Raw genomic sequence first — 19801 nt, forward strand, 5'->3', positions numbered from 1 at the left:
GCGCGAAAGTGTGTTACTCTGTCGTATATCGGTTTTGTATGGCGAAAGTAATGCTCGAAAATCACTCTGTTACTGAGGACGTACTGGCAGGCGCGGATTTCAACGCCGCCCCTGGGCTGAGCGCGCACGCGCTGCTGCAAAAAGTGCTGGAGATTTACGACACCAAAACGCTGGTGGCGATATTAAATGAGGCGGGCGAGAGGCGCTGGAGCCGCGCCAGGCTAAAACGCCAGATGCTCATCCCGGGCGGCGCGCGTCTTGGCGACGAAGAGTATCGCCGTCTTCTCGCGCTGCTTCCCACGCCGCCGCGCCATCATCCGAACTACGCCTTTCGCTTTATCGATCTCTTCGCCGGTATCGGCGGCATCCGCAGCGGGTTTGAAGCTGCGGGCGGCCAGTGCGTGTTTACCAGTGAGTGGAATAAACACGCGGTGCGCACCTATAAAGCCAACTGGTATTGCGATCCGCAACTGCATCAGTTCAATGAAGATATCCGTGATGTCACGCTAAGCCATAAGCCAGAAGTCAGCGACGAGGCCGCCGCCGAACATATCCGCGCGTGCATACCGCAGCATGATGTTCTGCTGGCGGGCTTTCCATGCCAGCCATTTTCACTGGCGGGCGTGTCGAAGAAAAACGCGCTGGGTCGCGCGCATGGCTTTGCCTGCGAAACTCAGGGCACGCTGTTTTTCGACGTGGTGCGTATTATCGCCGCGCGCCAGCCGGCGATTTTCGTGCTGGAAAACGTTAAGAATCTTAAAAGCCATGATAAAGGCAACACCTTTCGCATCATCATGCAGACGCTGGATGAACTGGGCTACGAAGTGGCAGATGCCGCCGAAATGGGCAAGGACGATCCGAAAATCATCGACGGCAAACATTTTCTGCCGCAGCACCGCGAGCGCATTGTGCTGGTGGGCTTTCGCCGGGATCTGAATCTGCACGAGGGCTTTACGCTGCGCGCGCTGCCTGAGTTTTACCCGGCGCGGCGCCCGGCGTTTGGCGAACTGCTCGACCCGACCGTTGACGCGCGCTACGTGCTGACGCCGACGCTGTGGAAATATCTCTACCGCTACGCCCAGAAGCACCAGGCGAAGGGCAACGGCTTCGGCTTCGGCCTGGTGGACCCGCAAAACCCGGCAAGCGTGGCGCGCACGCTCTCGGCGCGCTACTACAAAGACGGCGCGGAAATTTTAATCGACCGCGGCTGGGATAAAGCGCTGGGCGAGCGGGATTTCGACGATGCCGCCAACCAGCAGCGCCGCCCGCGCCGCCTGACGCCGCGTGAATGCGCGCGTCTGATGGGCTTTGAATCGCCGCAGGGCCACGCGTTCCGTATTCCGGTTTCCGATACCCAGGCCTATCGCCAGTTTGGTAACTCGGTGGTAGTGCCCGCTTTTGCCGCCGTTGCGCAGCTACTGCGCCCGCGTATCGCGCAGGCGGTGCGGCTGCGTCTGGAGAACCGCGATGGCAGACGTTCATAGCAAGGCCGTTCGCAGCAAAAATATGCGCGCCATCGGCACCCGCGATACCGCCATTGAAAAGCGGCTCGGCGCGCTGCTCACAGAGCAGGGATTTACCTTTCGCGTGCAGGATGCCGCGCTCGCCGGACGCCCCGATTTCGTGCTCGACGACTATCGCTGCGTCATCTTCACCCACGGCTGCTTCTGGCATCACCACAACTGTTATCTCTTTAAAGTCCCCGCCACACGCACTGAGTTCTGGCTCGATAAAATCGGTAAGAATGTGGTGCGCGATAAGCGCGATGTGGCGACGCTGCTCGGCCAAGGCTGGCGCGTGCTGTTAGTGTGGGAGTGCGCGTTACGCGGTCGTGAAAAGCTCTCTGACGCAGCGCTTGGCGAACGGCTGGAAGAGTGGATTTGCAGCGGCGTGGCGCATGCCGAAATAGACATTCAGGGCATTCACGCCCTTGAGGGCGAGCGGCCCGCGCCGCCCGCCGGTTAAGCGTTACTTCTCAATATTACAGGGCGTCACCACCGGTTTGGCCGGCAGCAGATATTTGCCGAGCGTCACCAGCAACACCGCCACAATGATCACGCCAAGCGCAATCCACTCAATCTGTGACAGGCTTTCGCCGCCAAAGCCGGTGCCGAGCAGCACCGCCACCACCGGGTTGACATAGGCGTAGCTGGTGGCGACCGCAGGCGAGACGTTGCGGATAAGATACATATAAGCGTTGATGGCGATAACCGAGCCGAACAGCGCCAGATAGCCGACCGCGAGGAAGCCGGAGAGATCGGGCATCGCGGTCATCCGCTCGCCGGTCAACAGCGACGCCGCCATCAGCACCAGACCCGCCGCCAGCATCTCAATCGCGCCCGCCATCATCCCTGTCGGCAGTTCAATGCGTGAGCCGTAGACCGAGCCGAACGCCCAACTTAGCGAGCCAATCAGAATCAACAGCGCGCCCCATGGATTACCGTTCAGGTTGCCGCCGCTGTTTAACAGCACGATGCCCGCAAGGCCGATGGCCACGCCCAGCCACTCCAGCTTGCGGGTCTGAATGCCAAAGAAACGGCTAAAAATCAGCGCGAAGAGCGGGACGGTGGCGACCATCACGGCGGCGATGCCCGACGGCACATGCTGATGCTCCGCCACCGTCACAAAACCGTTGCCGACGGCCAGCAGCAGCACGCCAATCAGCGCCGCGTTCAGCATCTGGCGACGCGCCGGGAGTTTATGGCCGGTCGCCAGCAGATATGTCAGCAGCAGAACGCCCGCGCAGAGAAAGCGCACGCCTGCCATCATAAACGGCGGCCAGCTTTTCACGCCGACGGCAATCGCAAAATAGGTAGACCCCCAAATGATATATAGCGCGAACAGCGCGCCAAGCAGCGGTAATACTCGACCGAAACGCATACTCCCTCACGACGTGAAATAAAGAACGCTTATAGTGAACGCTAAAATTATTGCCGAGGCGAGGTTTTTAATTGTTTCGCTTAGGTTAATTTTGCGTTGACAGAAGGTGGTAGTTTCGGGGCCACGGCTTTTGCTCCATACTTAACACTCCAGAATCACAACACGAAGGAATGAAATTTTGGCCGGAAGTAGTTTATTAACGCTGCTGGATGATATCGCCACGTTGCTGGACGATATCTCAATGATGGGAAAACTTGCGGCAAAAAAGACCGCGGGAGTGCTGGGCGACGATCTCTCGCTTAACGCGCAGCAGGTGACAGGCGTGCGCGCTAACCGCGAACTGCCGGTGGTCTGGGCGGTGGCGAAAGGGTCGCTGCTCAATAAACTGATTCTGGTGCCGCTCGCGCTTATCATCAGCGCCTTCGCGCCGTGGGCTATTACCCCGCTTCTGATGGTGGGCGGCGCGTTTCTGTGCTTCGAAGGCGTGGAAAAGGTGATGCACAGCATCCACGCGCGCAAACACAAAGAGACGCCGGAGCAGAAGCAGCAGCGTCTTAACGACATCGCAAAGCAGGACCCGAAGCTTTACGAGCGCGATAAAGTCAAAGGCGCGGTGCGCACCGACTTTATTCTCTCGGCGGAAATCGTTGCCATTACGCTGGGTATCGTGGCCGAAGCCCCGCTCCTAAACCAGGTGCTGGTGTTGAGCGGCATCGCGATTCTCGTCACGCTCGGCGTGTATGGCATCGTCGGGGTTATCGTAAAGCTTGACGACATGGGGTACTGGCTGGCGGACAAGCGCTCGGCGCTGGCGCGAGGCGTAGGGAAAGGGCTGCTGGTTACGGCGCCGTGGTTGATGAAAGCGCTGTCTGTCCTCGGTACGGTTGCGATGTTCCTGGTAGGCGGCGGTATTGTGGTACACGGTATCACGCCGCTGCACCACGCGATTGAACACTGGGCGCAGGGCCTGGGCGGAGCAGGCGCGGCCATCATGCCGACAGTGCTGAATCTGGTGCTTGGTTTTATTCTCGGCGCTATCGTGCTCGCGGTCGTTACGCTTATCGGCCGGCTGCGCGGTAAACCCGCGCACTGAGAATATTCCTGAAACTGTACGCATGACAGGCGAAAATCGCGCGCGTTGACTATCTTCTGGATGTTTTCACACTGATAAAGGAGGCAGGCATGGTCTTTTTAGTCAGCGATGAAGTCCGGCGCAAAAACAGCGGTCAACGCATGGTGGTGACCGGTTATTCAAGCGGCATGGTGGAATGCCGCTGGTATGACGGTTACGGCGTGCAGCGGGAAGCGTTTCGTGAAGACGAACTGCTTCCCGGCGAAAGGAAATCTCGCGAAGAACGTCGTTGAAATAACGCCCGGCCAGTGTGCCGGGCGTTTTCTTTCCCCTCCATCCTGCAACAGATCAACGACATCCTTTCACTTTCCAGGCGACAATACGTAAAAAAACGGCCACACTTTTAATATCCGCGCCGCCTGGTATTATCTGAGCCGCCTGACCTTCACTCTGCCTCATCCAGTCGAGCCATTATCAGTACAGGGAGTCTGACGTGCCTGACAAGTTACTCATCAGCCGCTGGCGGACCAAAAACCCTATCCGGGTCGTCAACTTCTGCTTCTGCGCCGTTTTCATCTTCTCCACGCTACTGACATGGCGTGAAGGAGTGATCCTGCAGGATGCTTTTATCTCCGCGCAGCGCAACCAGCTTGACAGCACCGCCACGGCGATGGACCGCAACCTACAATACAGTGTCGATAAGCTGCTGTTTTATCGCGCCGGTATGCGTTATGCCATGCATAATCTGCTAGAAGGGCCGCAGACCGACGCCCTCATCGACGGCTTTAAGGCTGAGCGCGATAAACCCGAATGGACGCTGCCGACCGGGCGCGAGCTGGCACCGGAGATCCAGGGCGTCTCTGACGCATTTATCGGTCAAAGTACGCTGCTTGAGCGCAACGACGCGCTGTTATACAGCGAGCTGAACGCAACGCTGGCGCTCGGCCATATGCTGAGCATTGCCGATGCCCGCAGCGAGCGCCCGGAAGTGCGCACCTTTTATGTGTCACGCGCCGGGTTTTACCTCACCAATTTGCCTTTTTTCGACCACGGCAGCATACCGGAGCTGTATTACCAGCAGGTCAGCAGCCGCTGGTTCATCGATCAGTCGCAGCGTCGCAATCCGGGGCGCGGCGTGCGCTGGCTGCATGGGCGCGATCTCAGCATGCCGTCCGGGCAGCGCGTTACCGCCAGTATTCCCGTTGATGACAACGGCCGCTGGTTTGGCGTGCTGGCGATGGATTTCCCCGTCAGCGCGATGCGCGATTTCCTGAAAAACGCGCTGAATGATGACGACAGCGGCGGTGAAATCCTGCTGTTTGACAGCCAGTTAAGCCCGATCGCCACGACCGCTTCCGGTAATGATGCCGCGCTGCACTTTACGGCGCAGGATAAAGCGATGCTGGCGCGCCAGATGGAGCTTGATAATGAGGGCGACGCGCGGATAGATACCCGGTTTATCACCTGGGCGAAGCTCGACTACTTCGACGGCGTGCTGGTGAAAGTCACCACGGTCTCCCAGAGCGCGGAAGGCAGATTCGGTAAGGTGGCGATGGTGCTCGGCCTGCTGTGGCTGCTTTTTACCGCTATGCTGTTTCTCTCCTGGCGGGTGATCGTGGGTATGGTGCGCAATATGCTGACCATGCAGCGCTCGCTCAAATGGCGCGCCTGGTATGACACGCTGACGCGCCTGTACAACCGCGGCGCATTCTTTGAACGCGCGCGTATGGCCGCGAAAACGTGCTTTGCGCAAAGTGAACCCTTTTCTGTTATCCAGCTCGATCTCGATCACTTTAAAAGCATCAACGACCGCTATGGACATCAGGCGGGCGATAAAGTGCTGACGTGGGCGGCGGGTATGTTAAGCCGTTCGCTGCGCGTACAGGATGTGGCGGGGCGCGTCGGTGGGGAAGAGTTCTGCGTTATCCTGCCGGGTACGCCCGCCGAAGGGGCGCGACAGGTCGCCGAGCGGATACGCCAGCGCATTAACAGCCAGGAGATCCTGGTGCGCCCGGACACCACTATTCGTATCAGCGTGTCGGTGGGGGTGAGCGAAGCGCGACGCGACGGCGATTACGATTTCGAGCATCTGCAGTCGATAGCCGATCACCGCCTCTATCTGGCCAAACAGCGCGGGCGCAACCAGGTGTGTGACGAAGGGTAAGGCTTATGCCTTATCCAGAAAGTGATCCAACCCTTCGCGAAACCCCGCCGGGCCGCTCTCTGTGGTGCGGTAGACACGATCCGGGTCGTCATGCTTAAGCATCACGCCCTGGCGGCTGAGACCTTTCACCACCACCGCCAGGTCGACATTATCCAGCAGCGAGGCGTCGTCTGGCCCGTCGCCAAGCCCCAGCGTGGTGCGCAGTTTGCCTTCACGCTTGCGGTACTGCTCCTTGAGCCAGTTCACCGCCTGGCCTTTACCACCGCGCGCGTCCAGCACGTGCCAGAAGCGGCCGCCTTCAATCATCATCAGGCCAAGCGCCTCAAGGCTTGCGGTAAAGCGCGCCAGATTTTCGTCGCTGTCGCGCCAGATAACGGTCTCGGAGGCTTCCAGCAGCTTCGCCATCGCGGCAAGTTTCGGGCTGAACCCGGTCCATTCGGCAATGGTTTTCTCATCCACGTCGCTGAAGCAGAAGAGCTTATAGCCGTGTTCATTGCGCAGGCGGTTAATCACGGCAAGGATGTCATCATGGGGAACGCCGTTCAGCAGGCGAGGGAAGTCGGGGCTATCTTCCCAGGCGGCGTCGAGCTGGATAATTGCACCGTTCTCGGCGATAAAGGGCTGTCCGGAGAGGCCCAGAGCGTCCTGGATGGCGATGATTTCCGCCGCCGTTTTGGTGCTGGAAAGAATCACCGGCACCTGATGGTCAGTCAGGCGCGCAAGCCAGCTTTGCGCGGGTTCCCACTCGTGCGTGTTGGGATCAAGCAGCGTGCCGTCCAGGTCGGTAATCACCAGCAAATCGTCATTCAGATGCGCCATGTTGGCTCCTTTTTGCGCGCTGCCGCCTGCCCGGTTAGCCAGGAATAATCTCAATTAATCGGCCTTTTTTGCAGGGTTATTTCGGGATCGTTTCCACGAAAGGCGCGCGGTTGTTGGCTTGCAGTGAATATATGGTTCCATAATATTAGCAACGTATTATTCACCAGGAAAATATATCCTTGTGCGAGAAAAATTTTGCGGTATGTTGTTCATCGACATCAGTTTCCCTGGTGTAACGAATTTTAAGTGCTTCTTGCTTTCGCAAGCTTATCCCGGCTCCCCAGGCCGGGATATTTTTATGTCTAGCGGTTCACCTCGCTCGGCCCCGCATCGCGGATATCCAGTTCAAACTCCTCGCCAAGCTCCCGACACGCATCCTGCCTGCGCGCATCCGCCAGCGTCGGGGAGACGCGTTCTGGCGTATGCCGCTCGTCTTCGCTAATCACCTCAATCGCGCCCAGCAGAGCGTCGATATCGGCCTGTGGCGTTGCTGGCGTCAGGTCTTCCGGTTTCATGGTATTCACCTCAGGCGGCCCCATCACGCTAATTATAGCTGCCCGCAGGCCGTCGCCACTCTGCGCCCGGTGCCAGCAAAGCGGTTTTGTTCTACACTGGCACAATAGTGAGAAGAGGAGCAGTTATGAACGTTAACGATCGGGTTACCGTTAAGACGGATGGCGGGCCGCGCCGCCCAGGCGTTGTGCTGGCCGTGGAGCCTTTCAATGAAGGTACGATGTATCTGGTTTCGCTTGAAGAGTATCCGCTGGGAATATGGTTCTTTAATGAGAAAGATCATCCCGACGGGATATTTGTCGAAAAGGTGGAATAACACATCATACTTTCTGCTTATTGTTACGCCGCTCCGTTAATACGGGGCGGCGTTATTTTACGGCAGGGTTCATCCTCGCCTGAGCGATACGATGAAGAATTGATTTATCCTTCCGGCGAGCGCCAGAAGCAAAGCGTGTAGGATACAGGGTAAAATTAACGCGCTGCGTTAGCGCATATTCACAAAAATGCCGTTGGTGACGTTATCGGTCAACCGCACAACATGATAGATCACTTGCTTATTATGGGTCTTGATTTTACGTTTTATATTCCCTTTATGAGACGATACTGTCTTGGCCTTAATATTCATCTGATCGGAAATCTGAATCGTATCCTGGCCCGACATCCACATTCTCAGCATACTGGATTCAGTACGGCTTAAAGAAAGTGTAGGCAAACTGATTTTACCAATGCACTGCATATCTTTGGTTAAATAATCTCCCAGAATGGCGTCCAGCGACTCTGGTTTAATCGATTTAGAGCTAATTAAAAGATTCTTACGCACCCGTAAATATTCATCGAAGTGAATATTGGCAATCGCCATAAAAACGATAAATAACGTACCGGGATGCTGATTAATGATGTGCTTTATATGCTGACTGCTTTCGGGATCGTGAATAAAACAGTCTTCATTAATAAACACCACATGGGGCTTACGTAGCTGACAGGCTTCTTCCAGAGTTTCTACGCTATCAGCATGAAATATCTGGCGTTTTCTCACTCCTCTTGTCGATAAATAACCGGTTAGCCCGAGCCTGGTATAGCTGCAGAGATCCATAATAATCGTTGACATAGCCTACCCTCACTAAACGCGTTATCCGTTAAAGCACAACGATTGCTCCACCAGCCTGAGAACGACCGCCGTTCTGCCAAGACCAGCATTTACGGGATAATAAAGCGTCAAACGGCGTACCGCAGACCGATAGCGTGAATCGTATCAGCCGGGTATCGAAGTCATTCAGGCGACCCCAACTATCCCGTAAAGTTACGTATAATTTGCCAGGAAAGTTCTTAAAGTAAAGAGGCGATCCGGTTCTGTGAGAGGCGTAAAATCATTAATTCCGCCTGGGATGTATGGTCAGCCAGAGAATATATTTTCCATATTAGGAATATCCTTAGGATGACCATTTAAAAAGAAAGGTTAACCTTTAGCAGGAATTTCACTAACGATATCAGTCAACAAGTGAAATATTTCTGCGAATAAATGTTCACAGAACGGTGCTATTAAGGGCATTAACGCGGCCATCACGATCATTCCGATGCTCAGGGTCAGCGGAAAGCCAATCGCGAATACCGTCAACTGTGGTGCCATACGGTTTAACAGGCCAAGCGCCAGGTTTAATGCGAGCAGAAGCGTAATCAGCGGCAGCGCCAGCATCACGCCGTTAACGAAAATTAAACTGCCGGCGCGGGTGAGCGCCATAAACGCGTTACTGTTAATCGCTTCGCCGCCAATCGGCAGCGTATGAAACGTATCGGCAAGAATGGAGATAAGCCACAGATGGCCGTTCACCGTGAGAAACAGCAGCATCGCCAGCATATCGATAAAGCGCGCCAGCACCGGCATATTCAGTCGGCTGCCCGGATCGAAAAACGTGGCGAATGATAGCCCCATTTGCAGGCCAATAAGCTCGCCCGCGGTACGCACCGCTGCGAACGCAAACTGCATCGTAAAGCCAATGGCGACGCCGATGAGAATCTGCTGCAATCCCAGCCACAGCCCTTCGAGCGAGAAAATCGGCACATTACTGCCGGGAATATTTGGCGCGAGCGCGATGGTAATCAGCAGCGCCAGACCAATCTTGACGCGGATGCTGATGGAGCGCTCACTTAAGATAGGCGCGGTGCTGATAAGCGCCAGCACCCGCAGCAGCGGCCAGAAGTACAGAGTCAGCCAGTGAAGATACTGGTCGCTGGTGAATTGCAGCATGGGTGCGGCCGTCAGCCGATGATATACGGCAGGTTAGAAAACAGGGTGCGCATATAGTCGAGCAGCAGGTTAAGCATCCACGGGCCTGCCGCCACGATAACCACAAACACCGCCAGAATTTTCGGAATGAACGACAGCGTCATTTCGTTAATCTGGGTGGCGGCCTGCAAAATACTGATAAACAGGCCGGTCACCAGCGCCACCAGCAGCAGCGGTGCGGCGAGCGCGAGCGCGACTTTCATGGCTTCCGTGCCCATCATCATGACCGATTCTGGCGTCATCATGCACCTCGTTAACTGTAAAAGCTTTGGGCAAGCGAACCGACAAGGAGCTGCCAGCCATCAACCAGCACAAACAGCATCAGCTTGAAGGGCAGGGCGATAGACGCAGGCGGCACCATCATCATCCCGAGCGCCATCAGCACGCTCGCCACCACCAGATCGATGATCAGGAAGGGGATAAACACGGTAAAGCCAATCTGGAACGCGGTTTTCAGCTCGCTGGTGACATACGCGGGCAGCAGGATGCGCATCGGCACCGCTTCCGGCCCCTGAATCGGCTGCGTATTGGCAAGCTTCGCGAACAGCGCCAGATCGGCCTCGCGGGTCTGACGCAGCATAAATTCACGCAGCGGTTGTGCGCCGCGATCGAGCGCCACTTCCATGGAGATTTTATTCTCGCTAAACGGCTGATAGGCGTCGGTATAGATCTTATCGATAACCGGCGACATGATAAAAAAGGTCAGGAACAGCGCGAGACCCAGCAGCACCTGGTTTGGCGGCGCGGACGGGGTGCCGAGCGCGTTTCGCAGCAGGCCGAAAACGATAATGATGCGCGTAAAGCTGGTCATCATTAACAGAATGGCGGGCAGGAACGTCAGCGAGGTGATAAACACCAGCGTCTGTACCGGCAGCGACCAGCTCTGACCGCCGCCCGACATCGGCTGGCTGACCAGACCTGGCAGTTGTGCCATCGCCGGCGCGGCCAGCAGGCCGAGCGCGAGGAAAGAAAGATTTAACCAACGACGCATTACTTTCTCCCGCTACGCTTAAGCAGATTTTTCATCAGGTTCTGGAATTCAGCGCCCGGCACGGTTTCCGGCTCCTGCGCGGGTGGCGCAGGCGGCAGGGTGTGCAGCGGCGTGATAGAGGTGGCGGTCACGCCCAGCACCAGGCGGGCGTCTTCCACTTCGACAATCACAATCTTTTCACGAGCACCAAGGCTCAGGCTGCTGTTGAGCTTCAGACCACGTATCCCGGTGGTTTTAGCCGCGAAGCCAAAACGCTTTGCCATCCAGGCAAACAGCAGAATAAAGAGGATAATCAGCGTCAGCGCGCCGCTTACCTGGATTAAGGATGAGCCGGCGTCGGGCATTGCCGGCTGTGCAACAGTGGTCTGGTTTTTCATTTAACGACTCAGGCGACGCATACGTTCTGACGGGGTGATGATGTCGGTGATGCGCACGCCATATTTATCGGCGACGACCACGACTTCACCCTGAGCAATCAGATAACCGTTAATCAGGATATCCAGCGGCTCGCCGGCGAGACCGTCCAGCGCGACCACGGAACCCTGCGTCAGACGCAGCAGCTCTTTAATGGTCATGCGGGTGCGGCCCAGTTCCACGGTGAGTTTGACCGGGATATCCATAATCAGGTTGATATCCTGGAGCGCGCCGACCATGTCGCCACCTTCCAGCGCGCGGAACACGCTGTCCGCCGAGCTTTTGCCTGCGGTTTTCTGCTCGCTCAGCGCATCGGCCCACAGATCGTCTGCGGAGTCGCCGGTGCTTTTTTGTTCTTTCAGTGCATCAGCCCACAGATCGTCCATTTCACCAGCATTTTCATCGGACGGTTTGTTAATGTCACTCATTGGGCTGTTCCTCATTCAGCGAATTCAAAATTGGGTTGATCAAATGTTCAACGCGCAGGGCATATTGCCCGTTTACGGTGCCGTACTGGCTGGTGAGAACCGGTACGCCATCCACATGCACCAGAATGCGATCCGGCTTATCAATGGGCAGCACGTCGCCTGGCTTCAGCTTCAAAATCTTCGAGAGTCGCAGCGGGATCTCGGCGAAGTTAGCAATTAACTCCAGCTCCGAGTGCTGCACCTGCCGTACCAGAGTATCGCGCCAGTTCTGATCTTCCTGACGGGAGTTTTCCAGCGGCGGGTTAACCAGCAATTCGCGCAGCGGCTCAATCATGCTGAACGGCAGGCAGATATTAAACTCGCCGGTCAGGTTACCAATCTCGACGTGAAACGGGGTGTTAACCACGATATCGTTCGGCGAGGTGGTGATATTGGTGAATTTCACCTGCATCTCTGAACGCACATACTCCACGTCCAGCGGGTTAATCGCTTTCCACGCGTCGCTGTAGGCTTCAAGCGCCAGCTTGAGCATACGGTTGATGACGCGCTGTTCGGTGTGGGTAAATTCGCGGCCTTCCACTTTGGTCGGGAAGCGGCCATCACCGCCGAACAGGTTGTCCACCGCGATAAACACCAGGCTTGGCGAGAACACAAAAAGCCCGGTGCCGCGCAGCGGTTTTAAATGAATCAGGTTAAGGTTGGTCGGCACCGGCAGGTTGCGGGCAAACTCGTGGTAGGGCTGAATACGAATCGCCCCCACGGTAATGTCCGGGCTGCGGCGCAGCAGGTTAAACAACCCCATACGGAACTGGCGCGCGAAGCGTTCGTTGATAATCTCCAGCGCCTGGAGGCGCTCGCGCACCACGCGACGCTGGGTATTGGGATCGTAGGGGCGAATGTCGCCATCGCCACCTGTCGCTTGCTGTTCCGCGCTCTGCTCGCTGTCGCCGTTTAACAGCGCATCGATTTCGGCCTGAGAAAGAATGCTGTCGCCCATGGCTTTACCGCAGAATAAAGGCAGTGTAGAGGACGTCAGTCACTACCTGCTTCGGTTGTCCTGCCACCAGCGGCGCGGAGAGCGTCTGTTTAATCGCTTCCACCAGCTTCTGTTTGCCTTCGTCGGTTGCGAGCTGCGAGGCATCCTGACGCGAGAAGAGCAGCAGCAGACGGCTGCGTACTTCCGGCAGGTAGTCGCTCAGACGCTGGCGGGTCGCCTCGTCCTTCAGACGCAGCGTAATACCGACGTACAGCACACGGTCGGCATCACCCAGGTTCACGGTGAAGGTATCCAGTGCGAAAAAGACCGGCGCTGGCGGCGGTTCTGGCGCCGCTTTAGCCGCGGTGGTGCCGTGCTGCTGCATACGCCAGTAGCTGTAACCTGCCGTCGCACAGGCAGCGAGAGTTATAATGACCAGTAACGGGATCCAGATGGAGCGTTTACGGCCTTTACCTTTGGTGATTGCGCTGTCAGTCATCAGACTCGGGTTTCCTGTATCAGTACTGCGATAGAGTGATTATCCCGTCTCTGCGCGCAGTCAAAGCCTGGAAAAAACGGGAATAATCACGTTACCTCTGGCGTTAGGCAAAGATATCGACCGCGCCGTTACCGCGAGCGGCTGCCTGAAGGCTTGCCGGAGCGGCAATCGCTTCTTCTTCACCATTCAGGCTAAAAGCGCCGCCGGAACGGGATGCGGCAGACTGTTGCGGGTTGTTTTGCTGCTGCTGACCGCTAAAGTTTTCGCTGCTGATGCTGCTCTGACCGAGCTGAATGCCGTTCTCCGCGAGCTGCGCACGCAGCGTCGGGAGGGCCGCCTCCAGCGCTGCACGCACGTGACTGTGCGGCGACACCATCTGCACCTGCGCCATGTTGTCATCAATCTTCAGGCTAATCTGTACCGCGCCCAGCTCTTCCGGATGCAGGCGCAGCTCGGCGCTCTGCTGGCCGTTGCGGGTAAACAGCGTGATGTGCTGGCTCACCGAGTTCTGCCAGTCCGGGGTGCCGAGCGGTGCGGTGACCTGCGGGGTCGGCATCGTCATTGCCGGCGTGGTGTTCTGGGCACCTTGCGTGGTCGTGGAGGCCAGCGCGTGCAGGTTCAGGTTATGCGGCACCTGCGTGCTGCTCACATCCGCGGCGGTTTTATCGAGCGTCGAGACGGGCGCGACAACATCCGCAGGCGTCTGGCCGGTGACCGGCGCAGTCGCAGCGGCGGCCATCAGCGGGGTGGCGGCGTCATCAGTTTTCGCGCTGGTTTTGGCATCGCTTTTGGCGTTGCCGAGCGTCTGGGTCAGGCTCGCCGCCGGGCTAAAGCCGCTGGCACTCAGTGCGGCTACGCCCTGGGCCTGGGTCTGCATTGTTGCACCCGCCGCCGCGTTCGGCTGCTGTGTCTGCGGCAGCATCGCGAAGAGGGCGCTTAACGCGGCCATATCTTCATCGCTGAGTTTTTTATCATCGTCAAGACCAGCGGTTTTCAGCGCGGGCTTCTCAGCACCCGGCATTACCGTCTGCGCGTCGCCGGCGGCAAGCGTCAGGTCGGCCGGGGTGATTTCGCCGTTGGTCAGTTGATCCAGCAGACGCGCGAGATCGTTCTGCACGCCTTGCTGGCCCGCCGTGGCATCAGCCAGCGTTTTACCCGCCAGCGTCTCTTTACCGGCACCCTGCAACTGCGCGAGCGACAGCGTTTTACCGTCGTCAAACGGCAGCTTGCCTGAGAAATGCTGGCCTAACAGCGCCAGGAAATCCTGCGCCGAGCCGCCGCCTTTCGCATCGGCGCCTTTCAGCCCGGCACCGGTGCCTGTCGCATCGACGTCACTGGTAAGCACAACATTGGGCAACGTAATCATTCGCCTTTCCTCATTGATGCCCGCTGGGCAAATTCATCCATTCTTTTTTGATCGAGCCGGTTTTCCGCCAGCAGCGCCGCGCTGGCGTGCCGGTCCTGGAGCGTTTGCCAGGCCTGAAGACGCTGCTTTTTCTCTTTCCAGAACGAGAGCGCCTGATCGACTTTGGTATTCCACTGCGTAAGCTGGAGGCGATGCTGTTCAATCGCTTTCTCCAGCGTCTGAATAAACTGCTGGTAATTGACCCAGCGGTTACTGGCAATCCCCTGGGTCATGGTCTGATTCAGGTTATTGCGATATTCCTGCTGATAATTCATCAGCATCGACAACTGCTCTTCCGCCTGCTGACAGCCGCGACGCATTTCGCCAAGCCGCAACGCGGCATCGTCGACTTCTTTCTCAGCCATATCTTTAAGCGTGTTCAGCGCGCCATTTTGTTTCATGGCTACCTCCCTCATACCTCATCATACTGACGGGAAGATAAGCTCCAGTGCCTGCAACGCATCCTCTACACCGGAACGTTCGTAAATACCCTGCTGCAGAAACGCTTCCAGTTGCGGCCACAGCGTAATGGCGCGATCCAGCATCGGATCGCTGCCTTTGGCATAAGCCCCAACGCTCACCAGATCGCGGTTGCGCTGGAAACTTGAAAGCAGCTGTTTGAAGGTCCGCACGCGCGCGTAATGCTCTTCGCTGATGATGGCTGTCATCACGCGGCTGATGGACGCTTCGATATCAATCGCCGGATAGTGACCGGCCTCCGCGAGGCGACGCGACAGCACGATGTGGCCGTCAAGAATGGCGCGCGCGGAGTCGGCGATCGGGTCCTGCTGGTCATCGCCTTCGGTCAGTACGGTATAAAACGCGGTAATCGAGCCGCCGCCGCTGATGCCGTTACCGGCGCGCTCGACCAGCGCGGGCAGTTTGGCGAACACCGAAGGCGGGTAGCCTTTGGTCGCGGGCGGCTCGCCGATGGCCAGCGCGATTTCACGCTGCGCCATCGCGTAACGGGTCAGCGAATCCATGATCAGCAGGACGTGCTGACCGCGGTCGCGGAAATCTTCTGCGATGCGGGTGGCGTAGGCGGCACCCTGCATACGTAATAAAGGAGAGACATCCGCCGGGGCGGCAATGACCACCGAGCGGGCGCGCCCTTCGGCGCCGAGGATGTTCTCGATAAAGTCTTTAACTTCACGGCCACGCTCGCCGATAAGCCCCACCACGATGACATCCGCCTGGGTGTAGCGCGCCATCATGCCGAGCAGTACCGACTTACCGACGCCGGAGCCCGCGAACAGGCCCATACGCTGGCCGCGACCGACGGTCAGCAGGGCGTTAATCGGGCGCACGCCCACATCCAGCACATCTTCAATGGCGGTACGTTGCAGCGGGTTAAACGGCGGGGTGATAAGCGCGCCGGTGGTTTCGGTGTCAGGGGAGGGCAGACCGTCGAGCGGCTTGCCCGCGCCGTCCAGCACGCGGCCAAGCAGTTGCGGGCCGAGCGGCAGCTGTTTGCTGCTCTGTAACCCTTCGCCACCCCCCGAACGGGCATAGACGCGCGCGCCCGGCAGAATGCCTTCGACTTCTTCGAGCGGCATTAAAAACAGTTTCTGGCCGTTAAAGCCGACCACTTCGCTTTCCACTTCCTGGAGCTGCGTGCCTTCCTGACGTTCGATAATGCAGGTCGCGCCGAGCGGCAGTTGCAGCCCGGTCGCCTCCAGCACCAGGCCGGTGGCGCGGGTCAGGCGGCCGTAGCGGCGCACCGACGGCAGTTGCGCCATTTTGGTCTCGAAGTTATCGAGCGTATTGAGCCAGCGGGTCAGACGGGCGGTCATTACACCACTCCTGGTGCGGCCAGGCGGCACAGTTCCTGCCAGCGCGTCGCCACGCTCGCATCGAGATCGCCTTCATCCGCGGAGACTTTGCAGCCGCCCGGGTGGAGCGTCGGGTCGCCGCGCAGACGCCAGCCGTGCAGGCTTAAGGTCGCGCCCAGCATCTCTTCGACGCGCTGTAAATCGTCCGGATGCACGCGCAGCTGCGGTTTGCCGCTGAACAGCGGCTCCTGCTGCAACAGCGTCTGGATCTGCTTAATCAGATGATTGTTATCCACCTGAACGTGGCCAATCACCTGGCGCGCGGCTTCCAGCGCCATCTGCATCAGGCGCGAGGCGATGACGCTGTCGAGCGCGTCCAGGGTGTACTGGAACTCGCTCACCAGCTGCTGCATACGCGCGTGTATTGGCCCCTGCTGGGCGCGCGCTTCGGCGAGCCCTTGTTCAAATCCTTTGGAATGGCCTTCCTGGCGGCCCTGCTCGAAGCCCTGCTGACGCCCTTCGGCGAGCCCGGCGTTAAAGCCTTGCTCATGCGCCTGGGTTTGCATCATCACCAGCGCCTGCTGCTGTTGCTGCAGGCGTAACTGCTCTTCGTCGACTTCTTCGCTTTCGCCGCTGACCGTCTCGTCGAATGCCATAAATTCCGGCATTACAGGCGGGGAGAGGTCATCCGGCATCCAGCGCTGCCAGGGAAGCTTATTAGACATAGGTATCCTCGCCGCTGCCAATTACCATCTCGCCGGTTTCCGCCAGACGACGGACAATGAGCAGGATAGCTTTCTGTTCGTTTTCCACCTGAGACAGACGCACCGGCCCGCGGTTGGCCAGATCGTCGCGCAGGATATCGGCCGCACGCTGCGACATGTTGCGCAGGAATTTCTCGCGCAGCGGCTGCTCGGCGCCTTTGAGGGCGATAAGCAGAGATTCGGACTCCACTTCCTGCAGCAGGCGCTGGATGGAGCGGTCGTCGACTTCCACCAGGTTTTCGAACAGGAACATTTCGTCGATGATTTTCTGCGCCAGATCGCCGTCGAATTCGCGCACTGCCGTAATAACGGCTTCTTCCTGCTGCGTTTTCATCAGGTTGATAATTTCTGCCGCCGTTCTCACGCCGCCCATTTTGCTGCGCTTGAGGTTCTGGCCGTCGAGCAGGTTGTTCAGCACTTCTGTCAGCTCCGCCAGCGCCGCCGGCTGGACGCCGCCGAAGGTGGCGATACGCAGCATCACATCGTGACGAAGACGCTCGTCGAACAGCGCCAGGATATCCGCCGCCTGAGCACGTTTGAGGTGCACCAGAATGGTGGCGATAATCTGCGGGTGTTCGTCGCGAATAAGGTCGGCGGCGCTCTGCGGCTCCATAAAGTTGAGCGTTTCCATACCCGAAGTGGTCTCTTTGGAATCGAGAATATCTTCGAGCAGGCTGGAGGCGCGCTCTTCGCCCAGCGCTTTGACCAGCACCGAACGCAGGTAGTCGTTGGTGTTGATGCTCAGCGCTGCGAACTGTTCCGCTTCCTGTTCAAACTCCGCCAGCACGTCAGTCAGCTGTTTGTTAGAGATCTGACGCACGCTCGCCATCGCGGCACTGAGGTGCTGCACCTCGCGAGGCGAGAGGTGTTTGAACACCTCCGCCGCGCGGTCTTCGCCGATGGTCATCAGCAGAATGGCGCTTTTATCGGTACCCGACAGACCATTGGCATTAGCGTTGGAATTAGCGTTACTCATAGCTCGTTACTCATCCACTGGCGGATGACCAGCGCGACCACGCGCGGATCGTTGTCTGACATTTCGCGGATACGCTGGCTCATTACTTCGGCGCTCAGGCGCTGGTTCGCGCGGCGCTGCTGCGTCTGTTCGTCTTTGCTCAGGCGAACTTCCACGGACTCTTCCACTTCTTTACGCTGCTGCTGCATTTCCTGAACGCGCTTCACTTCTTCAGCGCGGCGCTGGAACTGCGGACGAACCGCTTTACGCCACAGCAGCCAGGCGACAATCAGCACCACCAGCCAGCGGCCTGCGGACAGAAGCTGATCGATGAACGCTTGTTGCTTCCAGAACGGCAGTTCGCCACCGGATTCATCGCTCGCGGTAAACTGCGAGTTGACCACGTTCAGGGTATCGCCGCGCTTGTCGGAGTAGCCCATCGCTTCGCGGGTCAGGTCTTCAATCTGTTTCAGCTGCTCGGCGGTCAGCGCGAGCGGCTTACCGTTGCCAAGCTGACGGTAGTTCACGACTACCGCGACGGAGAGACGCTGCACGTCGCCCACGTTCATTTTGGTATGGCGAATGGTGCGATCCACTTCGTAGTTCGTGGTTTCATCACGCTGGCTGCTGTGCGGGCCGCTGCTCGCACCTGCCGTGCTGGTGCTCTGGGTACGCTGCGCGTTCTGACCATTCGCATTCTGACCGTTGGCGTTCTGAGCATTGTTCTGGCCGGCAGGCGCGTCAATCGGTGCGCTATTCGCCGGTGCAGGCTGGTTAGAGAGCGCGCCCGGTACGCCGCCCGGATAAGCGCCACCCACCTGGTCGTTGGTGTTCAACTGACGAGAACGGACGGCCATCTGCGACGGGTCGCTGTTCGGGCGGTACTGCTCTTCGGTCTGTTCTTTATTAGAGAAATCGATCTGCGCGGTAACCTGGGCATGGACGTTGCCGGTGCCGACGATAGGCGCAAGGATAGATTCGATACGGCGCTGGATACGGCCTTCAACATCGGAGGCGTATTTGAGCTGCGCGTCGTTAAGGTCACGAGCGCCGGTGCCGGACTGCGTCAGCAGGCGACCGGTTTGATCGACCAGCGTCACGTTACCCGGCGGCAGGCCCGCGACGGCGCTGGACACCATGTGCACGATGGCGGCGACCTGGCCATCATCGAGCGCGCGGCCCGGCTGCAGGTTAAGCGTGACCGACGCGGAAGGGGATTTCTGCTCGCGAACAAATAAAGAGGGCTTCGGCATGGCGAGGTGTACACGCGCATTCTTCACCGGACCTAACGTCTCGATGGTACGCGCCAGCTCGCCTTCCAGCGCGCGCTGGTAGTTAACCTGCTCGCTGAACTGGCTGATGCCGAATTTTTCCTGATCCATCAGCTCAAAGCCCACGGCGCCGCCTTTCGGCAGCCCCTGCTGGGCGAGACGCAGACGCAGATCGTATACCTTCTCGGCAGGCACCATGATAGAAGCGCCATTATCCGCGAAGTTGTAAGGAATGTTCATCTGAGTCAGCTGGGTGACGATAGCGCCGCCGTCCTGATCGCTCAGATTGCTGTAAAGCACGCGGTACTCCGGCTGTTTTGCCCAGAGCACCAGAGCCACAATAATAGCCACCGCGGCGGCCCCGGCCACCATTAAGGGGATCTTCGGGTTTGCGCGTAAGCGGTTGAGCCACTCTACGGTTTTATTTTGTGGCGTTTGAGTTGAAGCTGCGGCAGTCATTGCGCCCCTCTTGACTCAGCGTTGACAGAATAATGCGTGTTATGAAGCAAAACGGACTCCCGGGTCGGCAAGCACGACTAAAGTTCCACTTGGATGGCGAGGGTCATTATTGGCTGTCGCGCGTTTTTCTATGGG

At 58.1% G+C, this 19801-nt stretch carries 23 protein-coding genes; 6 read left to right on the forward strand and 17 right to left on the reverse strand.

What is annotated here, in order from left to right; genetic code table 11:
• The first annotated feature begins 50 nt into the window (after nt 1–50).
• Together AFK66_RS06755 and AFK66_RS06760 are read left to right on the forward strand one after the other, a co-directional pair.
• The gene (locus AFK66_RS06755; protein WP_007776166.1) at nt 51–1484 is read left to right on the forward strand and encodes a DNA cytosine methyltransferase; all 1434 of its coding nucleotides are present in this window, start codon (nt 51–53) and stop codon (nt 1482–1484) included.
• Complete coding sequence (locus AFK66_RS06760; RefSeq protein WP_032968279.1) at nt 1468–1965, forward strand: very short patch repair endonuclease; 498 nt, start codon at nt 1468–1470, stop codon at nt 1963–1965. Before AFK66_RS06755 ends, AFK66_RS06760 begins: the two co-directional genes overlap by 17 nt.
• Nucleotides 1966–1968: 3 nt before the next feature.
• Here AFK66_RS06760 and yedA read toward each other — a convergent pair whose 3' ends face one another.
• Nucleotides 1969–2880 (reverse strand): drug/metabolite exporter YedA, encoded by a 912-nt coding sequence (gene yedA / locus AFK66_RS06765; RefSeq protein WP_007776162.1) that lies wholly within the window; start codon nt 2878–2880, stop codon nt 1969–1971.
• A gap of 178 nt (nt 2881–3058) precedes the next feature.
• Between yedA and AFK66_RS06770 the strand changes: the two genes are divergently transcribed.
• The 3 genes from AFK66_RS06770 (at nt 3059) to dgcQ (ending at nt 6116) form a co-directional block, all read left to right on the forward strand.
• A complete protein-coding gene (locus AFK66_RS06770; RefSeq protein WP_023898472.1) occupies nt 3059–3973 on the forward strand; it encodes a DUF808 domain-containing protein in 915 nt (304 codons plus the stop codon).
• 89 nt (nt 3974–4062) lie between these two features.
• On the forward strand, nt 4063–4245 hold the full coding sequence (locus tag AFK66_RS06775) for a YodC family protein (RefSeq protein ID WP_004388133.1): 183 nt from the start codon (nt 4063–4065) through the stop codon (nt 4243–4245).
• Between the two features lie 200 nt (nt 4246–4445).
• Nucleotides 4446–6116 (forward strand): cellulose biosynthesis regulator diguanylate cyclase DgcQ, encoded by a 1671-nt coding sequence (gene dgcQ, locus AFK66_RS06780; RefSeq protein WP_023898473.1) that lies wholly within the window; start codon nt 4446–4448, stop codon nt 6114–6116.
• A 3-nt stretch (nt 6117–6119) separates the two neighbouring features.
• On the opposite strand, the gene AFK66_RS06785 is transcribed toward dgcQ, so the two are convergent.
• Complete coding sequence (locus tag AFK66_RS06785) at nt 6120–6935, reverse strand: mannosyl-3-phosphoglycerate phosphatase-related protein (RefSeq protein WP_007774730.1); 816 nt, start codon at nt 6933–6935, stop codon at nt 6120–6122.
• 302 nt (nt 6936–7237) lie between these two features.
• Nucleotides 7238–7450: a DUF2525 domain-containing protein gene (locus AFK66_RS06790; RefSeq protein WP_007774733.1), complete on the reverse strand. Its 213-nt coding sequence runs from the start codon at nt 7448–7450 to the stop codon at nt 7238–7240.
• A 125-nt stretch (nt 7451–7575) separates the two neighbouring features.
• Between AFK66_RS06790 and dsrB the strand changes: the two genes are divergently transcribed.
• Nucleotides 7576–7764: a protein DsrB gene (dsrB, locus tag AFK66_RS06795; protein ID WP_004388136.1), complete on the forward strand. Its 189-nt coding sequence runs from the start codon at nt 7576–7578 to the stop codon at nt 7762–7764.
• Nucleotides 7765–7932: 168 nt separating this feature from the next.
• On the opposite strand, the gene rcsA is transcribed toward dsrB, so the two are convergent.
• The 14 genes from rcsA to fliF form a co-directional block, all read right to left on the reverse strand.
• Entirely contained in the window at nt 7933–8556 is a 624-nt protein-coding gene (gene rcsA, locus AFK66_RS06800) for a transcriptional regulator RcsA (RefSeq protein WP_004388137.1), read from the reverse strand.
• Nucleotides 8557–8904: 348 nt separating this feature from the next.
• Nucleotides 8905–9693: a flagellar biosynthetic protein FliR gene (fliR, locus tag AFK66_RS06805; protein WP_007774737.1), complete on the reverse strand. Its 789-nt coding sequence runs from the start codon at nt 9691–9693 to the stop codon at nt 8905–8907.
• Nucleotides 9694–9704: 11 nt separating this feature from the next.
• Nucleotides 9705–9974: a flagellar biosynthesis protein FliQ gene (fliQ, locus tag AFK66_RS06810; RefSeq protein ID WP_004388139.1), complete on the reverse strand. Its 270-nt coding sequence runs from the start codon at nt 9972–9974 to the stop codon at nt 9705–9707.
• Between the two features lie 11 nt (nt 9975–9985).
• Nucleotides 9986–10723, reverse strand: a complete 738-nt coding sequence (gene fliP / locus AFK66_RS06815) for a flagellar type III secretion system pore protein FliP (RefSeq protein ID WP_007774739.1) — start codon at nt 10721–10723, stop codon at nt 9986–9988.
• A complete protein-coding gene (fliO, locus tag AFK66_RS06820; protein ID WP_007774741.1) occupies nt 10723–11100 on the reverse strand; it encodes a flagellar biosynthetic protein FliO in 378 nt (125 codons plus the stop codon). Before fliO ends, fliP begins: the two co-directional genes overlap by 1 nt.
• A complete protein-coding gene (gene fliN / locus AFK66_RS06825; protein WP_004388142.1) occupies nt 11101–11565 on the reverse strand; it encodes a flagellar motor switch protein FliN in 465 nt (154 codons plus the stop codon).
• Entirely contained in the window at nt 11558–12562 is a 1005-nt protein-coding gene (gene fliM, locus AFK66_RS06830; RefSeq protein WP_004388143.1) for a flagellar motor switch protein FliM, read from the reverse strand. The genes fliN and fliM overlap by 8 nt, the downstream gene beginning before the upstream one ends.
• A 4-nt stretch (nt 12563–12566) precedes the next feature.
• Nucleotides 12567–13040 carry a flagellar basal body-associated protein FliL gene (gene fliL / locus AFK66_RS06835; RefSeq protein WP_004388144.1) on the reverse strand — a complete coding sequence of 158 codons (474 nt, stop codon included), beginning with the start codon at nt 13038–13040 and terminating at the stop codon, nt 12567–12569.
• 103 nt (nt 13041–13143) lie between these two features.
• Nucleotides 13144–14406, reverse strand: coding sequence for a flagellar hook length control protein FliK (fliK, locus tag AFK66_RS06840; protein WP_007774812.1), 1263 nt, complete (start codon nt 14404–14406; stop codon nt 13144–13146).
• Nucleotides 14403–14846: a flagellar export protein FliJ gene (fliJ, locus tag AFK66_RS06845; protein ID WP_004388146.1), complete on the reverse strand. Its 444-nt coding sequence runs from the start codon at nt 14844–14846 to the stop codon at nt 14403–14405. Before fliJ ends, fliK begins: the two co-directional genes overlap by 4 nt.
• 21 nt (nt 14847–14867) lie before the next feature.
• Entirely contained in the window at nt 14868–16238 is a 1371-nt protein-coding gene (fliI, locus tag AFK66_RS06850) for a flagellar protein export ATPase FliI (RefSeq protein WP_012124387.1), read from the reverse strand.
• Nucleotides 16238–16942: a flagellar assembly protein FliH gene (gene fliH, locus AFK66_RS06855; RefSeq protein WP_007774932.1), complete on the reverse strand. Its 705-nt coding sequence runs from the start codon at nt 16940–16942 to the stop codon at nt 16238–16240. Before fliH ends, fliI begins: the two co-directional genes overlap by 1 nt.
• Nucleotides 16935–17957, reverse strand: coding sequence for a flagellar motor switch protein FliG (gene fliG / locus AFK66_RS06860; RefSeq protein WP_004384858.1), 1023 nt, complete (start codon nt 17955–17957; stop codon nt 16935–16937). Before fliG ends, fliH begins: the two co-directional genes overlap by 8 nt.
• On the reverse strand, nt 17954–19666 hold the full coding sequence (gene fliF, locus AFK66_RS06865) for a flagellar basal-body MS-ring/collar protein FliF (RefSeq protein ID WP_023898476.1): 1713 nt from the start codon (nt 19664–19666) through the stop codon (nt 17954–17956). The genes fliG and fliF overlap by 4 nt, the downstream gene beginning before the upstream one ends.
• Nucleotides 19667–19801 lie beyond the last annotated feature (135 nt).

It is taken from the genome of Cronobacter malonaticus LMG 23826 (assembly GCF_001277215.2).
GTDB classification, from domain to species: domain Bacteria; phylum Pseudomonadota; class Gammaproteobacteria; order Enterobacterales; family Enterobacteriaceae; genus Cronobacter; species Cronobacter malonaticus.